This window comes from Enteroscipio rubneri (assembly GCF_002899715.1).
Lineage (GTDB): Bacteria > Actinomycetota > Coriobacteriia > Coriobacteriales > Eggerthellaceae > Enteroscipio > Enteroscipio rubneri.
Genome location: NZ_PPEK01000001.1, coordinates 536,037 through 553,944, shown reverse-complemented (window position 1 = coordinate 553,944; position 17,908 = coordinate 536,037). Strand labels below are relative to the sequence as shown.

Annotated in this window: 12 protein-coding genes; 2 read left to right on the top strand and 10 right to left on the bottom strand. The window is 64.2% G+C overall.

What is annotated here, in order from left to right:
- The 3 genes from C2L71_RS02285 to C2L71_RS02270 all read right to left on the bottom strand — a co-directional run bounded on the left by C2L71_RS02285 (position 1) and on the right by C2L71_RS02270 (position 3,752).
- Positions 1 to 897 (bottom strand): ABC transporter permease, encoded by an 897-nt coding sequence (locus C2L71_RS02285; RefSeq protein WP_204600442.1) that lies wholly within the window; start codon positions 895 to 897, stop codon positions 1 to 3.
- Positions 890 to 1,873, bottom strand: coding sequence for an ABC transporter permease (locus C2L71_RS02280; protein WP_103264143.1), 984 nt, complete (start codon positions 1,871 to 1,873; stop codon positions 890 to 892). The genes C2L71_RS02285 and C2L71_RS02280 overlap by 8 nt, the downstream gene beginning before the upstream one ends.
- 235 nt (positions 1,874 to 2,108) lie before the next feature.
- The gene (locus C2L71_RS02270; protein WP_103264142.1) at positions 2,109 to 3,752 is read right to left on the bottom strand and encodes an ABC transporter substrate-binding protein; all 1,644 of its coding nucleotides are present in this window, start codon (positions 3,750 to 3,752) and stop codon (positions 2,109 to 2,111) included.
- Between the two features lie 267 nt (positions 3,753 to 4,019).
- Here C2L71_RS02270 and C2L71_RS02265 point away from each other — a divergent pair, with 267 nt between their 5' ends.
- A complete protein-coding gene (locus C2L71_RS02265; protein ID WP_103264141.1) occupies positions 4,020 to 6,059 on the top strand; it encodes an FUSC family protein in 2,040 nt (679 codons plus the stop codon).
- Positions 6,060 to 6,157: 98 nt separating this feature from the next.
- On the opposite strand, the gene ligA is transcribed toward C2L71_RS02265, so the two are convergent.
- The 3 genes from ligA to C2L71_RS02250 form a co-directional block, all read right to left on the bottom strand.
- Positions 6,158 to 8,299 (bottom strand): NAD-dependent DNA ligase LigA, encoded by a 2,142-nt coding sequence (gene ligA, locus C2L71_RS02260; protein WP_103264257.1) that lies wholly within the window; start codon positions 8,297 to 8,299, stop codon positions 6,158 to 6,160.
- A 151-nt stretch (positions 8,300 to 8,450) separates the two neighbouring features.
- Entirely contained in the window at positions 8,451 to 8,978 is a 528-nt protein-coding gene (locus tag C2L71_RS02255; RefSeq protein WP_103264140.1) for an HdeD family acid-resistance protein, read from the bottom strand.
- Between the two features lie 169 nt (positions 8,979 to 9,147).
- A complete protein-coding gene (locus C2L71_RS02250; RefSeq protein WP_103264139.1) occupies positions 9,148 to 10,014 on the bottom strand; it encodes an NAD(P)H-hydrate dehydratase in 867 nt (288 codons plus the stop codon).
- 254 nt (positions 10,015 to 10,268) lie between these two features.
- On the opposite strand from C2L71_RS02250, the gene C2L71_RS02245 reads away from it, so the two are divergent.
- Positions 10,269 to 11,213, top strand: a complete 945-nt coding sequence (locus C2L71_RS02245; RefSeq protein ID WP_103264138.1) for a hypothetical protein — start codon at positions 10,269 to 10,271, stop codon at positions 11,211 to 11,213.
- A 428-nt stretch (positions 11,214 to 11,641) separates the two neighbouring features.
- On the opposite strand, the gene acpS is transcribed toward C2L71_RS02245, so the two are convergent.
- The 4 genes from acpS to C2L71_RS02225 all read right to left on the bottom strand — a co-directional run bounded on the left by acpS (position 11,642) and on the right by C2L71_RS02225 (position 17,742).
- Positions 11,642 to 12,316 carry a holo-ACP synthase gene (gene acpS, locus C2L71_RS02240; protein ID WP_239926235.1) on the bottom strand — a complete coding sequence of 225 codons (675 nt, stop codon included), beginning with the start codon at positions 12,314 to 12,316 and terminating at the stop codon, positions 11,642 to 11,644.
- Between the two features lie 175 nt (positions 12,317 to 12,491).
- Entirely contained in the window at positions 12,492 to 14,315 is a 1,824-nt protein-coding gene (gene glmS / locus C2L71_RS02235) for a glutamine--fructose-6-phosphate transaminase (isomerizing) (RefSeq protein WP_103264137.1), read from the bottom strand.
- A gap of 284 nt (positions 14,316 to 14,599) precedes the next feature.
- Positions 14,600 to 17,074 carry a YhgE/Pip domain-containing protein gene (locus tag C2L71_RS02230; protein ID WP_103264136.1) on the bottom strand — a complete coding sequence of 825 codons (2,475 nt, stop codon included), beginning with the start codon at positions 17,072 to 17,074 and terminating at the stop codon, positions 14,600 to 14,602.
- A 2-nt stretch (positions 17,075 to 17,076) separates the two neighbouring features.
- Positions 17,077 to 17,742: an ATP-binding cassette domain-containing protein gene (locus tag C2L71_RS02225; protein ID WP_103264135.1), complete on the bottom strand. Its 666-nt coding sequence runs from the start codon at positions 17,740 to 17,742 to the stop codon at positions 17,077 to 17,079.
- Between the last annotated feature and the right edge of the window lie 166 nt (positions 17,743 to 17,908).

Sequence of the window (17,908 nt, the reverse complement as noted above, 5' to 3'; positions counted from 1 at the left end):
CTAGTCCTGCGAACTGTGCGGATCGACAAGCTTGCGCAGATTCGAACCGGCCGCATCGAACAGGAGTACGACGGCGACGAGCGCAAGTCCCGGGAACACCGCGAGCCACCACATGCCGGCCGACAGATACGCCATCGACTCGCTCAGGATGACACCGATAGCTGGCTGCTCGGGCGGCAGGCCGAATCCGAGGAACGTGATGGCAGCTTCATGAAGGATGGCATGGGGGAATAGTAGGATGAGTCCCACGATGAACTGAGGCAGCACGTAGGGAAGCATATGGCGCGTCGCGACGCGCACCGGTCCCTGTCCAAGCTTGCGCGCCACGGACACGAACGCCGCCTCTTTGCACTGGAGAACTTCGGCGCGAACGACGCGCGCAAGGCTTGGCCAATGCGTCACGGCTACGCCGATGGCAACACCCCAGAATCCTTTGCCGAGAGCGAACGAGATCAAGATGAGCAGCACGATATGCGGCACACCCATCATGAGGTCGATGAGCCAGGTGACTGCAGCGTCGGCGCGCTTGCCGCCGAGTGCTGCCACCGTTCCCAGCACGAGAGCGATCAGGGCCGATGCCGTCGCGGCCAACAGCCCCACGAGCACGCTCGTGGAAAGGCCCGCGAGCGTGCGCAGCAGCATGTCCCGCCCCATCCAATCGGTACCGAACGGGTGAGCTAGGCTGGGTGCAAGGTTCTTCTGCGCAAAATCGGTAGCCGTTGCCGCATCCCCCGCCGCGATCCCCGCCGCAACGACCGCCGCCAGCGCCGCCACGGCCGCCACGAACACGCCCAGCGTAAGCCGACGGTTGCCTATGCGGATTGCGTGCGGTGCATGAAGCACGGAGGCGGAGGCGCCCCCGTCGCAAGTCTCACAGATTTCTCTTTCGCTACGCACGGCCCGCCCCCTTCCGCATGCGCGGATCGACGACGCCGTACAGGACGTTCGCTATGAAGTTACCGGCGAACACGAAGGCTGCCGAGAATACGGCGATGCCAGCCAAAAGCGCCACATCGCCGCCGAGACCCGCCGTAACGGCCGCCTGACCGAGGCCGGGGTACGAGAACACCTGCTCCACCAGCACCGATCCGCCGAATATCTCGGAGATGGACGCAAACTGCAGCGTGATGGCCGGCAGCGCAAGGTTGCGCAGTCCGTGATGGCGCAGCACGCCCCAGGTGGACAGCCCGCGGGCGCGGGCGAAGCGCACGTAGTCGCTCTCCAGCACGTCGATGGTCTTCTCGCGCGTGTGCAGCGCAATGTTCGCCACGCCCACCACCGACAGCGTGAGCGCCGGCAGCGCAAGATGGTGCAGCGCGTCGGCCAACGTCACGTCGGCGGCCGACACCCCGATGGGCACGGAGAAGCCGAACGGGAACCACCCGAGCTGCACCGAGAACACGACAAGGAACACGAGTCCCAGCCAGAACGTGGGCACGGACGCCAGCAGAAAGCAGTACCCCTTCACGATACGATCGACGAGACGCCCGCGGTTCGCACCGGCCAGAATGCCGAGCGCAAAGCCCAGCACACCGCTCGCCGCCCAGGCCGTCGCCATGAGCGCAAGCGAGTTGAGCGCCCGCGCGGCGATGACGTCGGCAACCGGCGCGTTGTAGCGCAAGGACATACCGAGATCGCCTTGCACGAACGCCGTCAGCCAGTTTGCATAGCGCTCCCAAAGCGGCGTGTTTGCGCCCCAGTACTCGGCGAGCTGCGCACGCTTCGCCTCGCTCATGTTCACGAGCGCCGCCTGCCCCACGTTCGCCTGGACCGGATCGATGGGAGATACGCTCACCAGCGTAAACGCGACCAAGCTCACCGCAAGCAGGAGCAGCACGAATTTGACTATGTTCCGAGCGATGAACCGAGGCATGATGGAAACTACTATAACCTCACCTGTCCGAAAACCTGACGACAACACCCCTCAACGAGGGAAAACGCCGACCGACCCCGCCGCGCCGCAGGTTCGCGCCAGTCAGCGGAGGGGGCGGACGGCACCCACCAAGCGAGTTCCGCACGAGCCGAACAGCCCAGCGGGCTGTTCGCGCGAGCAGGACTGTCCGAGCGACTGGGCGCCGTCCGCCCCCTCCGCGTCGGCAACAGAACCCCTAAGCCCACGACCACTGGTCGACGTTGTTCACGAGCGACCAGCCATGTCCGTGCGGATGCGGCTTCTGCTCCGCCACCCGCAGGTTCTCCTTAGCGAAGTACAGATGGTCGATGTTCGCAAACCATACCCACGGGGCGTCGCCCTGCGGCGCAAACCCGGTCGAGCCGTCCCACTGCGCCTTCTTCCACAGCTCGAACGAATCCTCCACACGCGGCATGCCGAGCGCCTCATCGAGATACGCATCGGTCGAGGCGTTCTCGTAGCAGGCGTAGTTGCCTGAGCCTTTGGAGTAGAACAGGTTATATGTTTCGATGGGCGAGTTCGTCCCCCATCCCCAAACCACCGGATCGCTGAACTGGTGCGGATACAGATCATCCCAGCTCACGCCTTTAACGGCAAACTCGAGTCCCAGCTCTTTCATCTGGTTCGAAAACTCCTCGGCAATGCCTTGGCGCACGGTGTCGCCAGCCGAATAGTACAGATCCATGGAAGCGCGGACGCCGTCTTTTTCGCGGATGCCGTCCGCACCCGGAGTCCAGCCGCCTTCGTCGAGCAGCTTGTTCGCAAGCTCCTTGTCGGTGACGCACGCCATGTCAGGCGAGGACCACGGCATGCCGTCCCCCACGCTATAGGCCACGGTGCCGAAGCCGTTCAGCACGTTGTCGATCATGCGCTCGCGGTCCACGCCGTAGTTGATGGCTCGACGCACAGCCACATCGCACGTCACGTCGTTGCCGGCGACGGCGTCGCCCTTCTCGTCGGTCTTGGACGCGCCTGCGGGGACGACGGGCAGGGATATGCCGCGCGAGTCCACCGACGCGCAGTTCAGCAAGTCGTAGCCCGCCGGCTGCTGCGCCGCGAATGTGGCTGAAGTATAGGCCACGTCCACCTGGCCAGACTGCGCAGCCGCGAGCGAGGCATCCTCTTCCATGAACACCGCGACGAGACGCTTCATCTTCGGCGCCTCTCCGTAGTAGTCGGGGTTGGCACGCAAGATGACCTGCTGGCCCTTGTCCCACTGGTCGAGCATGTACCGACCCGATCCGATGGGATTCGATCCGTAGCCCTCGCCGTAGGCGTGCTCGGGCACGATGCCCACCACGGCCAAGGTATAGAGCAAGGCGTTGAACGGCTTCTCCATGGCGATGACCACCGTAGCGTCGTCGGGCGCCGTCGCCTCGCGCACCATGGAGAGGTCGCATTCGGAAGCTGCGGCGCTGCGGATGCCATTGATGGTGAAGGCCACGTCGCGCGCCGTGAGGGGCTCGCCATCGGTGAACCTCGCATCGTCGCGTATGGTGAACGTCCACGTCAGGCCGTCATCGGAACATTCGTAGGATGTGGCCAGGTCGTTCTCGAAGGCAAGCTCCGCGGTGGTGCGGATGAGCGTGGACTGGATGAGCGGCTCGTGCACATGCTCGCCGCAGCCCCACGACACCATCGGATCGAAGCCAGCGGCCGGTTCGGAACCGGGAGTCATCGACACGATCACCTCGTTGGGGACGTCGCCGGAATCCGTCGCAGTCGGAACCGCCTCGCTTTCCGAATTGTTGGCGCAGCCGGACAGCAGCCCGCCGAGCGTAAGCGTTGCCGCACCCGCTCCTGCCAGTTTCGCGAAATCGCGTCGCGTGATCACAGCCATGTTCACCTCTCCTCGCCGCTGCTCCGGCAAGCACCGGAACCGCACGACCAATCTGAGTTGTTACGGTTTTTCATTGCGTAACACACTATAGCATACGGCAGCGCCCCATGGTGTTACGATCTCTATTTCCGTAACTTCACGAGGCGAGCGGCGGAAACGAGCGGCGAGCGAAAGCTCGACACACGCCGGCTTCCGCCCGCGAGCCGCTCACCTCGCACAAAGCCGCTTGTTTTTAGTACCATGGATGTGAGAGCTAGGGGGGTCACCATGCAGGCAGCTAACAATACCGGCGCTCTTCTGCGCAGCAAGCGATGGCGACACATCGAGAAGCTTGTCGACGTCGTGCCATTCCTTGCATTCTTCGTCGTCCTCTTCTTCACGGAGTACGCTCTGTTCGGCATCGCGGACGCGCTGCTGGGTATCGTGTTTTTGTTCTTCTCTCGCACCATCGTGAGCGAACCCGGTCTCTCGTTCGCGAACTACCTGCGCCGCCTCGCGTGGTTCTTCGTTATGAGCATGATCGCGACGCTGGCCGGGCTGCATCCCGTATCCATGGTTGTGGTAAGCATGCTCTTTCTGCTCGTCATCACGATCCTTCACTCCGACGACTACCTGCCACGCAATTTCTTCTGGTTGGGCATGGGCTACTTGATGCTGCTCATTTACCCTGTCGGACCGGACGACATCGGATCGCGTATCGCGGCGACGCTGCTTTCCATGGCGCTTGCAACCCTGTTCATCTACGCGATGCGCGCCATCCGCGTTAAAACAGGCAAACTCGACGTGCTTGCACGCGATCGAGGGTACGTGCGCCGCGCGTTCGACGAAGTGGGCGGCCAGCTGTCCGATCTCGCGAAGCTCGCAGCCGCGGGCGCCGCGTCGGCGGCACAGGATGCCGTGGATGCACCGACGCGGGCCGATGCCGAGCGTATCGCCGAGGCGCTCCACCCCAAGCGAACCTTCCGTATCGCGCAGGAGTACGCAGAGCTCGAATACGGCACGGTATTCCGCCAGGGAGGCCTGCTCTCGGGGCGGCAATGTTACACCTTCGCCCTGCTTTTATGCTGTGAACAGCTTGCGGACATGGCGCATGCCAGCGCCAAGAATGTTCGCCGCATCGACGAAGACGAACGGCGCTACTTCGAGGATCTCGCCGACGTGTTCTTCGACTACGGCCGCGACAAGGTATCCTCGGTGCGGCAGATGGCCGAGCGCTTGCGCGGCTTCCTGGCGACGCACGAACTCGATATCGTCTGCCACGAGGAATCGTGGAGCGGCGTGCTGGAAACCATGCTGCGCACCCTGGAAGACGTGCGCCTCTCGCGCGACAATTCGACGCCGCTTCTGAAGAGCATCCGGTATCGCGCTCGCTTCATGAAGGACAACATCGGCCTCAAGCACGCGCAGACGCGGTTCGCGCTCCAGCTCGCCCTCATCGTGGGTTTCGGCATGGTGGTGGATCTGCTTCTAACCCGCTTCGCCGGCACGGCATTCGGCATCTGGATACCCATCACTGCGTTCGCAATCATGAACACCTACGCCGATGAGACGATGAAGGCCACGCTCAACACGACGGCGGGCACGCTCATCGGCATTGGCGTCTTCTCGATCCTTGTCCAGGTGCTGCCCGACGCGATCTTCATGCCCGTCATCGTCATCGGCGGCTACCTGATCGTGCTGATGAATTTCCACCAGATTGCGTCCGTGGCGGCGGTCACGCAGATGGCCATGATGGCGCTTCATTCCAGCACGGCGCTCATGGCTTCGGCCACCAGCCGGTTCACGCTCGTGGTCATCGGGGTGAGCTGCGCGATGGCGGTGATCTTCGTGTTCATGAACACGCGTCGCTCGACCACGATTCGGACGAAAGTTGCCGAGATCGAGCGTATCGACCTGCGTCTGGCCGAGAACATACACCAAGGTATCGAACACGGGCAGGTGAACCTGTGGCGCACCGTGCAACTGCTGTACTACCTGCATATGAGCGCAGGGCTCATGGCGAAGCTTGCGGCATCGCTTACCAAAGAGGGTGAACGGACGAGGCGCGCGCGGCGGCGGGCGGAAGAAAACCGGAGCCTGCTCGAAGATGTCGAGCGCGTACTGCAGGCAAACTACCAATTCGCCATGGATGCAGAGCATGCCGTGATGCTGCTCGATCCGCGGCGCGTCCAGAGCGCTTCGGCAGACGGACGCAGCGCACGGCCCGACACTACGGCACGCATCGAGCACATCGACGCAACTGTCGAGCGGCTTGAGAACAAGCTGAACCGCCTTGAACGCATGGGCTATCTGGAAGACGAGAAGTAGGATGCCGGTCGAAGCAGAGCCGCTGCAGCGAACGTCGGATGGGGCGATCCGACGTTCGGACGACAAACAGAAGCGGTTCGGCATGCCGAACCGCTGCGCTAGTCGACCGTCGGTAGCTCGGGAGCCTCGCCGGTTTCGAGGATGCGCAGCAGAGCCGCTTCATCCAGCACCGGAACGCCGAGCGTCACGGCCTTGTCGTACTTGGAGCCGGCGGCCTCGCCGGCCACGACGAAGCTCGTCTTCTTCGACACGCTGCCCGACACCTTCGCACCGCGCGCCTTGAGGGCGGCGCCTGCCTCATCGCGGGTCATCCCGCTTTCCACGAGCGACCCCGTCAGCACAAACGTGAGGCCCTCGAGCGTCTGCGGCAGCTGCTCGGCAGGGTCGCCCGCCTCGTCGGCCATCGCCACGCCGCGCTTGCGCAAGCGCTCGATGACGGCCACGTTGTCGGGCGTGCGCAGGAACAGGTACACGCTGCGGGCGATCTTCGGGCCCACGCCGTCTATGGCGGCCAGGTCTTCCTCCGAGGCCTCCATGAGCGCTTCGATGGACGGGTAGGCCGCCGCCAGCAGCTCGGCGATGGTCTTGCCCACGTGGCGTATGCCGAGGCCGAACAGCGCGCGGGCGAACGGGCGCGCGCGGCTCTCGTCGATGGCGGCCACGAGCTTCTTCGCCACGGTGGACCCGAGGCGGATGGGCTCGCCTTCCTTGTTCACGCGGCCCATGTCCAGCAGCGACAGCTCCACCTCATCAAGCGTGTAGTAGTCGGCCACGTCGGACAGGCGTCCGTCCTCCACCAGGCGCGACACGATCTCCTCGCCCATGCCGTCGATATCCATGGCACCCCGACTGGCCCAGTGCAGCAACCGCTCCAACGCCTGCGCCGGGCAGTCGATGGAGATGCAGCGGAAGTCCACCTCGCCTTCCTCGCGGATGACGGGTGAGCCGCACGACGGACACGTCGCCGGCATGTGCCAGAGCTCGGCGTCCGCAGGGCGCAGCGCCAGCACGGGACCCAGCACCTCAGGGATGACGTCGCCCGCTTTGCGCACGATGACGGTGTCGCCCACGCGCACGTCCTTGCGCTGCACTTCGTCCTCGTTATGCAGCGTCGCACGGGCCACGGTGGAGCCGGCCACCACCACAGGCTCAAGCTCCGCCACCGGCGTCAGCTTGCCGGTGCGGCCCACCTGTACGGTAATGTCGCGCAAGAGCGTCGTCTTCTCCTCGGGCGGGAACTTGAACGCGATGGCCCAGCGCGGCGCGCGTGCCGTGTAGCCCATCGATTCCTGCTGCGAGAACGCGTTCACCTTCACCACCACGCCATCAATCTCGTAAGGCAAGTCCTCGCGGCGCTCGATGGCGCGCTTGCAGAACGCGTGCACCGCCTCGCGCGTCTCGCACAGCGCGACGTCGGGGTTCACGTGGAAGCCCGCCTCGCGCAGCCACGCCAACAGCTCCCACTGGCCCTCGACGGCCAGGGCGCGCTCGTCGGCCACCGCGTAGATGAACGTGGACAGGTCGCGGTTCGCCGTGATGGCGGGATCCTTCTGGCGGAGGCTCCCCGCTGCGGCGTTGCGCGGGTTCGCGAACGCCTGCTTGCCATTGGCCTCGGCGGCAACGTTGAGGGCATCGAAGCTGGACTTCGGCATGTACACCTCGCCGCGCAGCTCAACCGGCGCCTCCGCGTCCCGCAGCCCGTCGAGGGCCGCCTCGCGCAGGCGCAGCGGCACGTCCTTCACCGTGCGCATGTTGGCGGTGACGTCCTCGCCGGTGGTGCCGTCGCCGCGCGTCGCCGCGCGCACGAGGCGGCCGTCCTCATAGGTCAAAGCGATGGACGAGCCGTCGATCTTGAGCTCGCATACCACGGGCACCATGCGGCCGAACGCCTCCACCACGCGCTCGATCCACGCGTCCAGCTCCTCGAGATCCATGGCGTTGTCGAGCGAATACATCCGCCGCTCGTGGCGCACGGGGGCGAACTGCTCGCCCACGTAGCCGCCGACGCGCTGCGTGGGACTGGACGGATCGATGAGCTCGGGATGGGCCGCTTCCAGCTCGCGCAGCTCGCGCATGAGCGAGTCGAACGCGGCGTCGGACAGCTCGGGCTCGTCCTGGGCGTAGTACAGGTAGCTGTGGTGCTCGATCTCGCGCCGCAGCGCCTCGATGCGCGCGGCCGGATCGCTGGTCGCTTCCGCGAGCGCCCGCTCGTCGAGCAAGGTTCGCTGTTCGTCTGCCATGTTCTCCACCATCGAATCTCGATTACCGGAAAAGGCCCCGAATCCGGGGCCTGTCGTCTTGCGAGCATTCTAACACGAGCATGATGAATGTAACGCTCTGGATCATGGTTCAGCGAACGATCCAGCCCTTCGCGCCCGTCAGAACACACGGCTACACCATCATCGCACGCCCCGTACTCCAACCGTAGAACAGCATGGACACGCCGCGCATAAGAATAAACACCGACAAGAAGATGCTGAAGGCCGCCGGCACGATGAAGAACGTCAGGCCGCACAGCGCACTCACGATGCCCGAGAACAGCATCCAGCCCCACAACTGCGCGCCCGCATTCCTGATCTTGAACGAGGCAATGGCTTCGAATACGCCGAACACGATGAAGAAGGCCCCGACGACCCAGGGAATGACCGCCGAAAAGGCGAGCGGGTGGATCAGGAACATGAGCCCGATGATGATGTCGAGGATGGCGTACGCAAGCGCCCAGCCCGAAAGGCTCATGGTGGAGCGGAACCGCACATAGTTGGCGATGTCGAAGATGCCGGACACGAGGAACGCCACCCCGGCGATGGCCGTGATGGTGACGAGCGTGAGACTCGGCGCAATCAGGAACAGCAAAGCGCAGAGCACAAGCAGAATGCCTGCGATGATCAAGCCCCAGTCATGTTTCTTCGTCATGTCCATAGCGCGCTCCTTTTGCCGCCCGCGTTCCGTCGGGAAACGATCCTGAGATTGTACCGCGCCGACGGTTCGCGCGCCGACGTACAATGATCTGTTTCCGCATTGTTACACGCCAGAACGCGCAGGCGCAGCCTGCGCGCCGACCGACGGATCCTGCTCGCCGACCGCGCATCTAGAACGAGCGGAGGGCGGCAGGGATGGCGTCGATCACGTCCTCCGCCGTCGTCGCGATGGACGTCATGAGCGCTTCCGCAGCGCGGCCGGCCCGCGCATGGAGCGTCGCGCCAAGCACGGCAGCATCGAGCGGGTCGAGCCCCTGCGCGAGCAGCGCGCCTACCATGCCGGCCAGCACGTCCCCCGTCCCGGCCTTCGCAAGCGCCGGCGTACCCTCGGCCATGCGCACGATCTGCTCTCCATCGGATACAAACGTCTCCGGACCCTTCACTGCGGCGATCACGCCGTAGGCGAGTGCAATCGCGTGGGCAAGTTCGGCATGATCGTCCACGGGTAAATCAAAGGGCTTCGCAAGCCGTGCGGCTTCGCCTGCGTGGGGCGTGACCACCGTTGGCCATCCGTTGACAAACCGCCGTCTGAGCAGCCGTCGTCCCTTCGACGACGCAAGCGTCTGCAGCGCGCCACCGTCGACGAGCACGGGAGCAGCCGCATGTTTGAGCACCAAATGAACCAGCGACGCGCTTTTCTCGTCGTTGGGATCGAAGCCGCAACCCACAACGCACGCGGCCGGATGACCGTCCCGCGCGACGGGAAGGTCGGCGGCGGCCAGACCTTCGAACGACCGCACGACGAGCGATGGGCTGCACGAGCGCACAAGATCCTCCGCTTCGGGCGCCGTGGTGACACGCGTGTATCCTGCGCCCGTCCGCTGACCGGCCGTTCCCGCAAGGCAGGCCGCACCCGGATACTGAGCGCTCCCCACCACCGCGAACAGCACGCCTCGCGTGTACTTGTTTGCCTCGCGCTCCGGAAGAGGCAGAAGCGCCGTCAACTCGTCAGACGTGTATGAGCGAACATCGGCCATGGAAACCGCCCTTCGTCGTGGTTTCGCGCTATTGTAGCGCGGTCGAGGGGAGGCTGCATGGAGAAACAAGACTGGACCCTCTTTCGTTTTCAGAGCGAAGCCGACAGATTCCCGACAAAAGCCAAACGCCGATCCGGCGGGAACCAAGCGGGTTTCCAGCGCGAATCCAATGAGGGCAAAATGCGGCTCCGATGCGAATCCAGCACTCGAAAATTCTATATGTTCCCAGTTCAAACCTATGATACATTCTCACCATGAAACTTGTCCTCAGCCACGACACCGCACTCGAGTACCTGCGTTCAACCAGCGCGGAGCGATCTTCGCGCCCCCAGGCATCCCGATCGCTCGTCGCAGGATGCTGCGCGGATTACGAGCAGGCGCTGCGCCTCGGAAAGTCATGCGGGCTATCGCTTCCCGTACACCTGCTCGTCGACCGGCTGGAGAAGCGCCCGAGCACTGGCTGGGCCGTATACCACACGCGCAACGCCCCGCTGCCGCGAGGCTCGTTCTTGCACGCCGGCACTGAGCTCTTCGTCGCATCGCCGGAGCTCTGCTTCACCCAGCTGGCAGCCTCCCATCCCCTTCCCGACCAGGTGAGCATAGGACATGAACTCTGCGGGTCATACCGCATCGGCAAAGGCTACGACCTTCCGCCTCTCACCACCGTCGCGAAGCTGAAGGCATACGCACAACGAGCGGCCGGCATGGACGGTATCGTCCAAACGAGGAGGGCGCTGCGCTACGTGCTGCCCGACTCCGCGTCATCAATGGAGACGACTCTTGCCATGCTCTTGGACCTGCCCGCCATGATGGGCGGGAACTCGCTTTCGTTTCCGCAGCTCAATAAGCGCATCGATCCGACCAGGCGCACGAGGGGCCTCGCGAGCCAGTCGTTCTACAAATGCGATTTGTACTGGGAAAAGGCGCATCTCGCCGTCGAGTACGAGAGCAACCTCTGCCATACGGGCGCGCATCGATTGTCGAAGGATTCGAAGAGGCGCGACGAGCTGACTGCGATGGGCGTGACCGTCATCACCGTCACGGCATCCCAAGTTTACAACCTGCGCGAATTCGACAAGCTCGCCAGAGTCATAGCGCGACATCTAGGCGAACGCCTTCCCAAGCGCGATAAGAAGTTCACCGAACGACAACTCGAGCTGCGCGCCATCCTGCTCGGACCTTGCAAACCCCGCACTTGACCGCAACAAGGACGATACTCCGGGACCGGCGCGGCTGAAATTGCGTTTTCTGCTAGAAAATAGAGGTATGGGAAGATCCGAGATTGAAAACATGAGGTTCGAGCGCAAGCCGCCGGCGGCCGTTCGGCATAAGCCCAGTTCAGAAGTTTTCACTTGCGCAAGAAACACAACTCTTCCTCCGCATGGCTTCCCATACCTCGTTTTTCTTGCAGAATGAGGGGTTGGAGCTGCGCTTGCGTGCGCCCAGTTGGCCGAAACTGCTCGGCCGGCAGGCGAGCGACGTGATCGGGGGGCACGGCTGGGGCAAGGGCGCTAGAAAGGCGTTTGAAGGTCGAGGACGCTTGGACCTGCGAGAGGCGCATGTTCGAACTCGATCCGAGATCGAACATGCGCTCGGTCAGAAGGCCAAAGCCGCCGCCCGCCGTCGGTCAGTCGACGGCGGGCTTGGGGGCTTCCATCTCGTCGAGAAGACTGCGGGCTTCCTTAAACCTGCGCGCGAGTTCCTCCATGGGGTCGACGCGCCCCTCCGAGGCGCGCACGGAGTCTTCGGTGATGGCCATGGCGCATGCCACCGCGTCGGTATGCGTATAGGATAGCGAAAGCGGAAGCTCCCGTACGCCTCGCTCCGCCGCGATCGCCTTCGCGCGACCCGTGAGCACCGCATAGGGGCGCCCTTTCGCGTTGCGCCGCACCTCGACATCGCGCACGCCGATGCCCTCCGCGAAGCCCGTGCCGAGCGCCTTGAGCACGGCCTCTCTGGCCGCGAAGCGGGTGGCGTAGTGCACCTCAGGATTGGCCGTGCCGTCGCAATACGCGCGTTCGCTCTCCGAGAACACGCGTGTACGGAAGCTCGGCGTGCGCTCGAGGATGCGCCTCATCCGCGCGATCTCCACGATGTCCACCCCCAGCCCCACCTGCCCCTCGGCGGCAGGAAACGCTTCGGCACCGGGGTCCTCTGCACTGCCCTCCTGCGAGTCCTCGCCGGTCCCCAGGTCCTTCGATCCGCTGCCGCTTAACGGCAGCCCCCTGCGCCCCGCTTCGCGGTGCTCGGCATTCGGCGGTCCGGCGGACTGCCGAATGCCTGGGATGACATTCTCACTCACAGGCAAACCCTCTCTCTTCTCCCTGTCCAATCCGGCGAAATCCTCGACACCGGAAGCACCCGCCAAACGAGTGCCGCACGAGTCGGAATCTCCTGCGGAGCTTCCGTGCGAGCCCGGGACCGCCCGAGCGGCCGGACACTTCCGGAGCAGTTGCGCACTCGCACGTTGAAGCGCGTTACTCTACCGTCACCGATTTCGCCAGGTTGCGCGGCTGATCCACGTCGCAGCCGCGCTCGATGGCGATGGCGCGCGCGAACAGCTGCAGCGGCACGCTTGCCGTGATGGCGCTGAACGCATCGCGCACCTTTGGAATGTAGATGACGTGGTCGGCATGGGCGCGGATATCTTCGTCGCCCTCGGTCGCAACAGCCACCACCATCGCGCCGCGCGCTTTCGCCTCCTGAAGGTTCGACACAAGCTTGTCGTAGACGGGACTCTTGGTGGCCACGGCAATCACCGGGAAACCCTCATCGATGAGCGCAATGGGGCCGTGTTTCATCTCGCCGGCTGGATAGGCCTCGGCGTGCAGGTAGCTGATCTCCTTGAGCTTGAGCGCGCCCTCGTTCGCGATGGCCGCTCCCATGCCGCGGCCTACGAACAGCGCGCTCTTCGCATCCTTGCATGCGCAAGCTGCCTCGTCGATGGCGGCCGTATCCGATAGGATGTGCTCAACCTGCTCCGCTGTGTCCGCCAGCTCGCGGAACAAGAGGCGCACCTGGTTTGTTTTGAATTTCCCTTTGACCTGGGCGAGCAGCAACGCCAACAGGGTAAGTGACACCACCTGACCCAAAAACGATTTCGTGGATGCGACCGCGATCTCCTTATTTGCCTTCGTGTAGATCACGCCATCCGACTCGCGCGCCACGGGCGAGCCCACCACGTTGGTAATGCCGAACACCTTGGCACCCTTTACACGCGCATCGCGTATGGCAGCCAGCGTATCGGCCGTCTCGCCGGACTGCGACACAGCCACCACGAGCGTCGTAGGCGTGATGATGGGGTTGCGGTAGCGGAACTCGCTCGCCACCTCCACCTCACAGGGGATACGCGCCCATCCTTCGATGAGGTTCTTCGCTATGAGCCCGGCATGGTAGCTTGTGCCGCAGGCGATAACGTACACGCGGTCGATGAGGTTGAGTTCCTCGTGAGTGAGATCCAACTCGTCGATGGACAGGCGACCGTCCGCAAGACGGCCCGACAGGGTATCGCGTATGACGCGCGGCTGCTCATGAATCTCCTTCATCATGAAGTCGGGGTAACCGCCCTTCTCGGCAACATCGACATCCCAGTCGATATGCGTCGTCTGCGGAACGAACCGCTCACCGTACGCATTGTAGTAATCGATGAAATCCGGTCGGAGCTTGGCGATCTCGCCGTCTCCAAGCATCACGACGTCGCGGGTGTCGTCGATCAGCGCGATGATATCCGACGCCACGAACGAGCCGTCAGTCCCCCGCCCCACCACAAGCGGAGAATCCTTGCGGGCCGCGATGATGGTACCCGGCTCCCGATCACTGATCACCGCGATGGCGTACGCGCCGATCAACCGCTGTGTAGCCTCGCGCACGGCCTCAAGCAAATCATCCTCGTACAGCTCCTCAACCAGATGGGCGATGGTCTCGGTATCCGTATCGCTCGTGAAGGCGTGGCCTTCGGCCTCAAGCTCCTCGCGCAGTTCGGTGAAATTCTCGATGATGCCGTTATGGACGACCGCGATGTGCCCGTCGCAGGACGCGTGAGGATGGGCATTCGCCTCGCTCGGTCGTCCGTGGGTGGCCCAGCGCGTATGGCCGATGCCGCACGTGCCCGCAAAATCGAAATGGTCGACGGTGTGCGCAAGGCTCGCCACCTTGCCCTTACGATGGACGATCTGCAGCCCATCTTCTTCTTCGACCGCTATTCCAGCCGAATCGTAGCCACGATACTCGAGCCGCTCGAGACCAGAAATGAGAATATCCTTCACAGGGCGCGATCCTGTATATCCGACGATACCGCACATAGTGAGTTCCTTCGCGTCGTTGGCTTCATCTGCGTACACGTGCTCGTCGCATCCGGACGCGGACGGGGCAGGAGAAGCGGGCCCGTACCGAAAAGAAGACCGTCCAGACCCAGCTGGGAGATCAGCGGAAATCCGCCGCGCAACCGTACGCCGTCCGTTCGTTCTGCAGGCGATACCATAGTAAAACAACAAGCCGAAGCGTCCGGCCGTACGTCCTATGAAGTCGCGAATCCGCTCAATAAATGCATCTTTGCCGACACCTCGGAGCAAGCGGCAGGCGCACCCTACCCCAGTCGCAGCACGGGGTGCAGATCATCCATGCGCACGGTGCGTTTCCGCCACGCGACCATGCTCGTAAGCGCGAAGCACGCCGCACCAAAACCAGCAAGCACAAGACAGGCGAAGGCCACGACGCCGTAATCGAGCCCCGTCATGATCTGGCGCATGGCCTCGACCACATACGTCATGGGCAGATAGGGATTCACCGCCTGGAAAAAACCTGGGGTCGTTTGGATGGGGAACGTGCCGGCGCAGGTTGTAAGCTGCAGCATGAGCAGGATGATGGCCAGAAACCTGCCGGGGAAACCGAACGCCGCCATGAGCAGCTGCATGATGGCCGCGAACACGAGCGAGGTGAGATAGCCCACCGCGTAAAACGCTGGCACGTTGTCGATCTGCAGCTGCAGCCCGTATTGCAGCACCACCATGAGCAGCGTGGCCTGGATCAGCGAGAAGACCGCCATTGGCAGATAGTTCGCAAACGCGGCGGAGACAGGATTCGCACCCGCAAGAAGGAGTCTGCCGTTGAGCGGCTTGAACACGAAGCCCGCGACAAGCGCACCCACCCACAGGCCCAACGCCATGAAGTACGGAGCGAAGCCGGTTCCGTAGTTTTCGACGAACGTGTAGTAGTCGTTTGCGAGCTCTACCGGGTCGCTCATAGCCGCAGCCTTCGCGGGAATACCCGTCGTTTGACGCGCGGCCTCATCGGCCCCTTCCGAGAGCTTCGCGGCCAGCTCACCCGAGCCGTCCACGGCATCGGATAACCCCGTGACGAGCGCGGAGGAACCCTCCTGAAGCTGACCGGCGCCTGATGCGAGCCGCGCCGACCCCTCGTCGGCCGACTGCGCGCCTAAGGCCAGCCGCCCCGCGCCGTCGACGGCGGCCGACGCACCATCAGCCAACTCGGATGCACCTGCAGCGGCCGTGGCCGCGCCCTGAGAAAGGCTCGAAGCGCCTGCGTTCGCTTCCCGAACGCCTCCTCGCACCCGATCGGCGCCCGTCGCCGCAGCGCCTATGCCATCGGCCAGCTCTTGCGATGAGGCCACCAGCGCATCCATGCCGCGCAGCAGCTGGGCGACCGAGCCGTCGACAGCCGGATCGTCCGCCGAAAGCGATTGCTGCATGCGGGCCAAACCGCCGCTCACATCCGATGCGCCCGACGAAAGCGCGCCGATGGAAGCGGCGGCTGCAGCAAGGCCCGATCCGCTCTGCGTCGATCCCTCGACCGCATCGAGACCGATCCTGATCGAGTCGGCCTCCCGACCGGCCGTTCCAAGCGCGGTGCCGATCTCGTCCAGCGCGGCTTCCATCGCCGCTTGATCGCCCGATCGCGCAGCTTCCTGCGCCTGAGCCTGGAGCCCGGCGAGAGCATCCGAAAGGTCGCCCGATGCGCGCGCAGCCGACGACACGCCTCTGCTGGCTGCGGGCAATCCCGCAGCATCATCGGCCAGAGCGGCGACGCCGGCTGCAACATCCTGCGAGCCCGCCACGAGACCCGGGTTCGCCGCGGTGCCATCGCCGTCCAATGCGCCCCGCAGCGAGCCGACGAGGTCGGCCACCCCGTCGCGCAGCTTCTTCGTCTCGCCCGGAAGCCCGACCGTCCCGGCTTCGAGCGCATTGAGTCCGGCCGACAGATCCGAAGCCCCGCTGCCGAGCGCCGAGTTCCCTGCCGTGCCCGCAACAAGCGCATCTGCGCCGCGCTCGAGCGCAGCTGTGCCGGACGCGAGATCGTTGGCCCCGCTCGCCAGCCGGCCACCCTTCGACGAAAGCTCGAGCGCGCCGTTTGCCAATACGTTGAGGCCGCGCTCGAGCGCAAGCGCGCCGTCGTCCAGCACGCCGAGTCCCGTCGCGATCGTCAGACCGCCCTCCTGCGCCGTTGCGAGGCCCCGTTCCAGATCGGCCGCCCCGCCGGCGGCCGTCCGTATCTCCCTGCCCGAGGCGGCCACGCGGCTCAGGACTGTCGTCCAGTACTCGGCAGCCACCGTATCGCTCACCTGCTTGCGCACCTCTTTCCATACCGTCTGCCCGATCTGGGAGGCCAGCATGTTCTCGCTCTCGTTGTACGTCACTTTGAGCTGCGCCCGGCGCGGCGCGTCACCATCGACCGATGCCGCGCTCGCGGAGAAATCGGACGGAATCGTGCATGTCATAAAGTATGTGCCGTCCTCAAGACCCGCCCGCGCCTCGTCGGCCGACACGAAATGCCAGCCTAGCCCATTGTCGGTGCGCTTGAGATCATCCACCACGTCATCGCCGAGGTTTCGGTTCTCGGCCGCGATGACCGCGCCTTCGTCTTCGTTCACCACCGCGACGGGAAGCGAGTCCAAACGGCTGTACGGGTCTTGGAACGCAGCCAAGTACAGCGCACCGTACAGAAGCGGGATGATGGCGATCGCCCCAATGACCACCCACATCACCTTCGACGCCGCGAGATTGCTCCATTCCAAGCCGGCGAATCGCAGGCCTTTGAACGCCATGGTCACTCGCCCTCCTTCGCCACGTACACGCACGCATCCGCTCGACAGGCCAGTTCGCGTTCCACCACGCCCACCACCACGGCTGCATCATGTTCGCGCGCCGCACGGGAGAGCAGCTCCATCAATCCCCGAGACTGTGACGTGGTCAACTGGTCCTCCACATCGTCGACCGCCACGGCATCGGGTTCGCCGACGAACGCGAGCGCGATGCCCAGCTGCGCCAGCTTCTCCGAGGTGAGGTCCTTGACTCGAATCTCCATGACATCCGCCAGGCCCCAGGCTCGAAGATAGTCCGCCGACTCGCGGCGCGAGTCCAGCCCGTGCAGCTCGAACTCCGCTTGCGCCGCGCGGGCCGCACTCAGGTTCTCCTGCAGGTCGTTGAGCCCCTTGAACAGACCGAGGCCCACGTGGCGCTCGGCTTTGGCGCGCTCGCGCGGCAGCTCGAAGCCGCCCACGCGAAGCGTTCCCGCCGTAGGCTTCATGCGTCCCGCCAGGGTGAGCAGAAGCGCCGTTTTCCCGCTTCCGTTTCGTCCCCGCACCGCGGTAACCTCGCTTTTACGTGCGTCCACGTCGACGTCTCGGTACACGTATCCAGCGTAGGTTCGAAGCCCAAGGCCCTGCGCACTGATATAGGGCGTGCATTCGGCACGCGCATGCTCGGATTCCATAGCATCCTTTCCCTGCACAACGGGTTACAGCGGCGAACAAACGCACGCGAACACACCGCGTTCGTATCGAGCGCCGAAGAGGCGATGCGGCCGCGAAAGCGGCAACCGCCTGTCTGTTAGGTTGTATACGGAAAGCACGGCATGCCGCGAATCCGACGACGAACCG

Coding starts and splice junctions, on each gene's coding strand:
- C2L71_RS02230 (WP_103264136.1), bottom strand. CDS start 17,074: ATGGCGTTCAAAGGCCTGCGATTCGCCGGCTTGGAATGGAGCAATCTC.
- C2L71_RS02255 (WP_103264140.1), bottom strand. CDS start 8,978: ATGGACATGACGAAGAAACATGACTGGGGCTTGATCATCGCAGGCATT.
- C2L71_RS02250 (WP_103264139.1), bottom strand. CDS start 10,014: ATGGCCGATGTTCGCTCATACACGTCTGACGAGTTGACGGCGCTTCTG.
- C2L71_RS02280 (WP_103264143.1), bottom strand. CDS start 1,873: ATGCCTCGGTTCATCGCTCGGAACATAGTCAAATTCGTGCTGCTCCTG.
- C2L71_RS02245 (WP_103264138.1), top strand. CDS start 10,269: ATGAAACTTGTCCTCAGCCACGACACCGCACTCGAGTACCTGCGTTCA.
- glmS (WP_103264137.1), bottom strand. CDS start 14,315: ATGTGCGGTATCGTCGGATATACAGGATCGCGCCCTGTGAAGGATATT.
- C2L71_RS02270 (WP_103264142.1), bottom strand. CDS start 3,752: ATGGCTGTGATCACGCGACGCGATTTCGCGAAACTGGCAGGAGCGGGT.
- C2L71_RS02225 (WP_103264135.1), bottom strand. CDS start 17,742: ATGGAATCCGAGCATGCGCGTGCCGAATGCACGCCCTATATCAGTGCG.
- ligA (WP_103264257.1), bottom strand. CDS start 8,299: ATGGCAGACGAACAGCGAACCTTGCTCGACGAGCGGGCGCTCGCGGAA.
- C2L71_RS02265 (WP_103264141.1), top strand. CDS start 4,020: ATGCAGGCAGCTAACAATACCGGCGCTCTTCTGCGCAGCAAGCGATGG.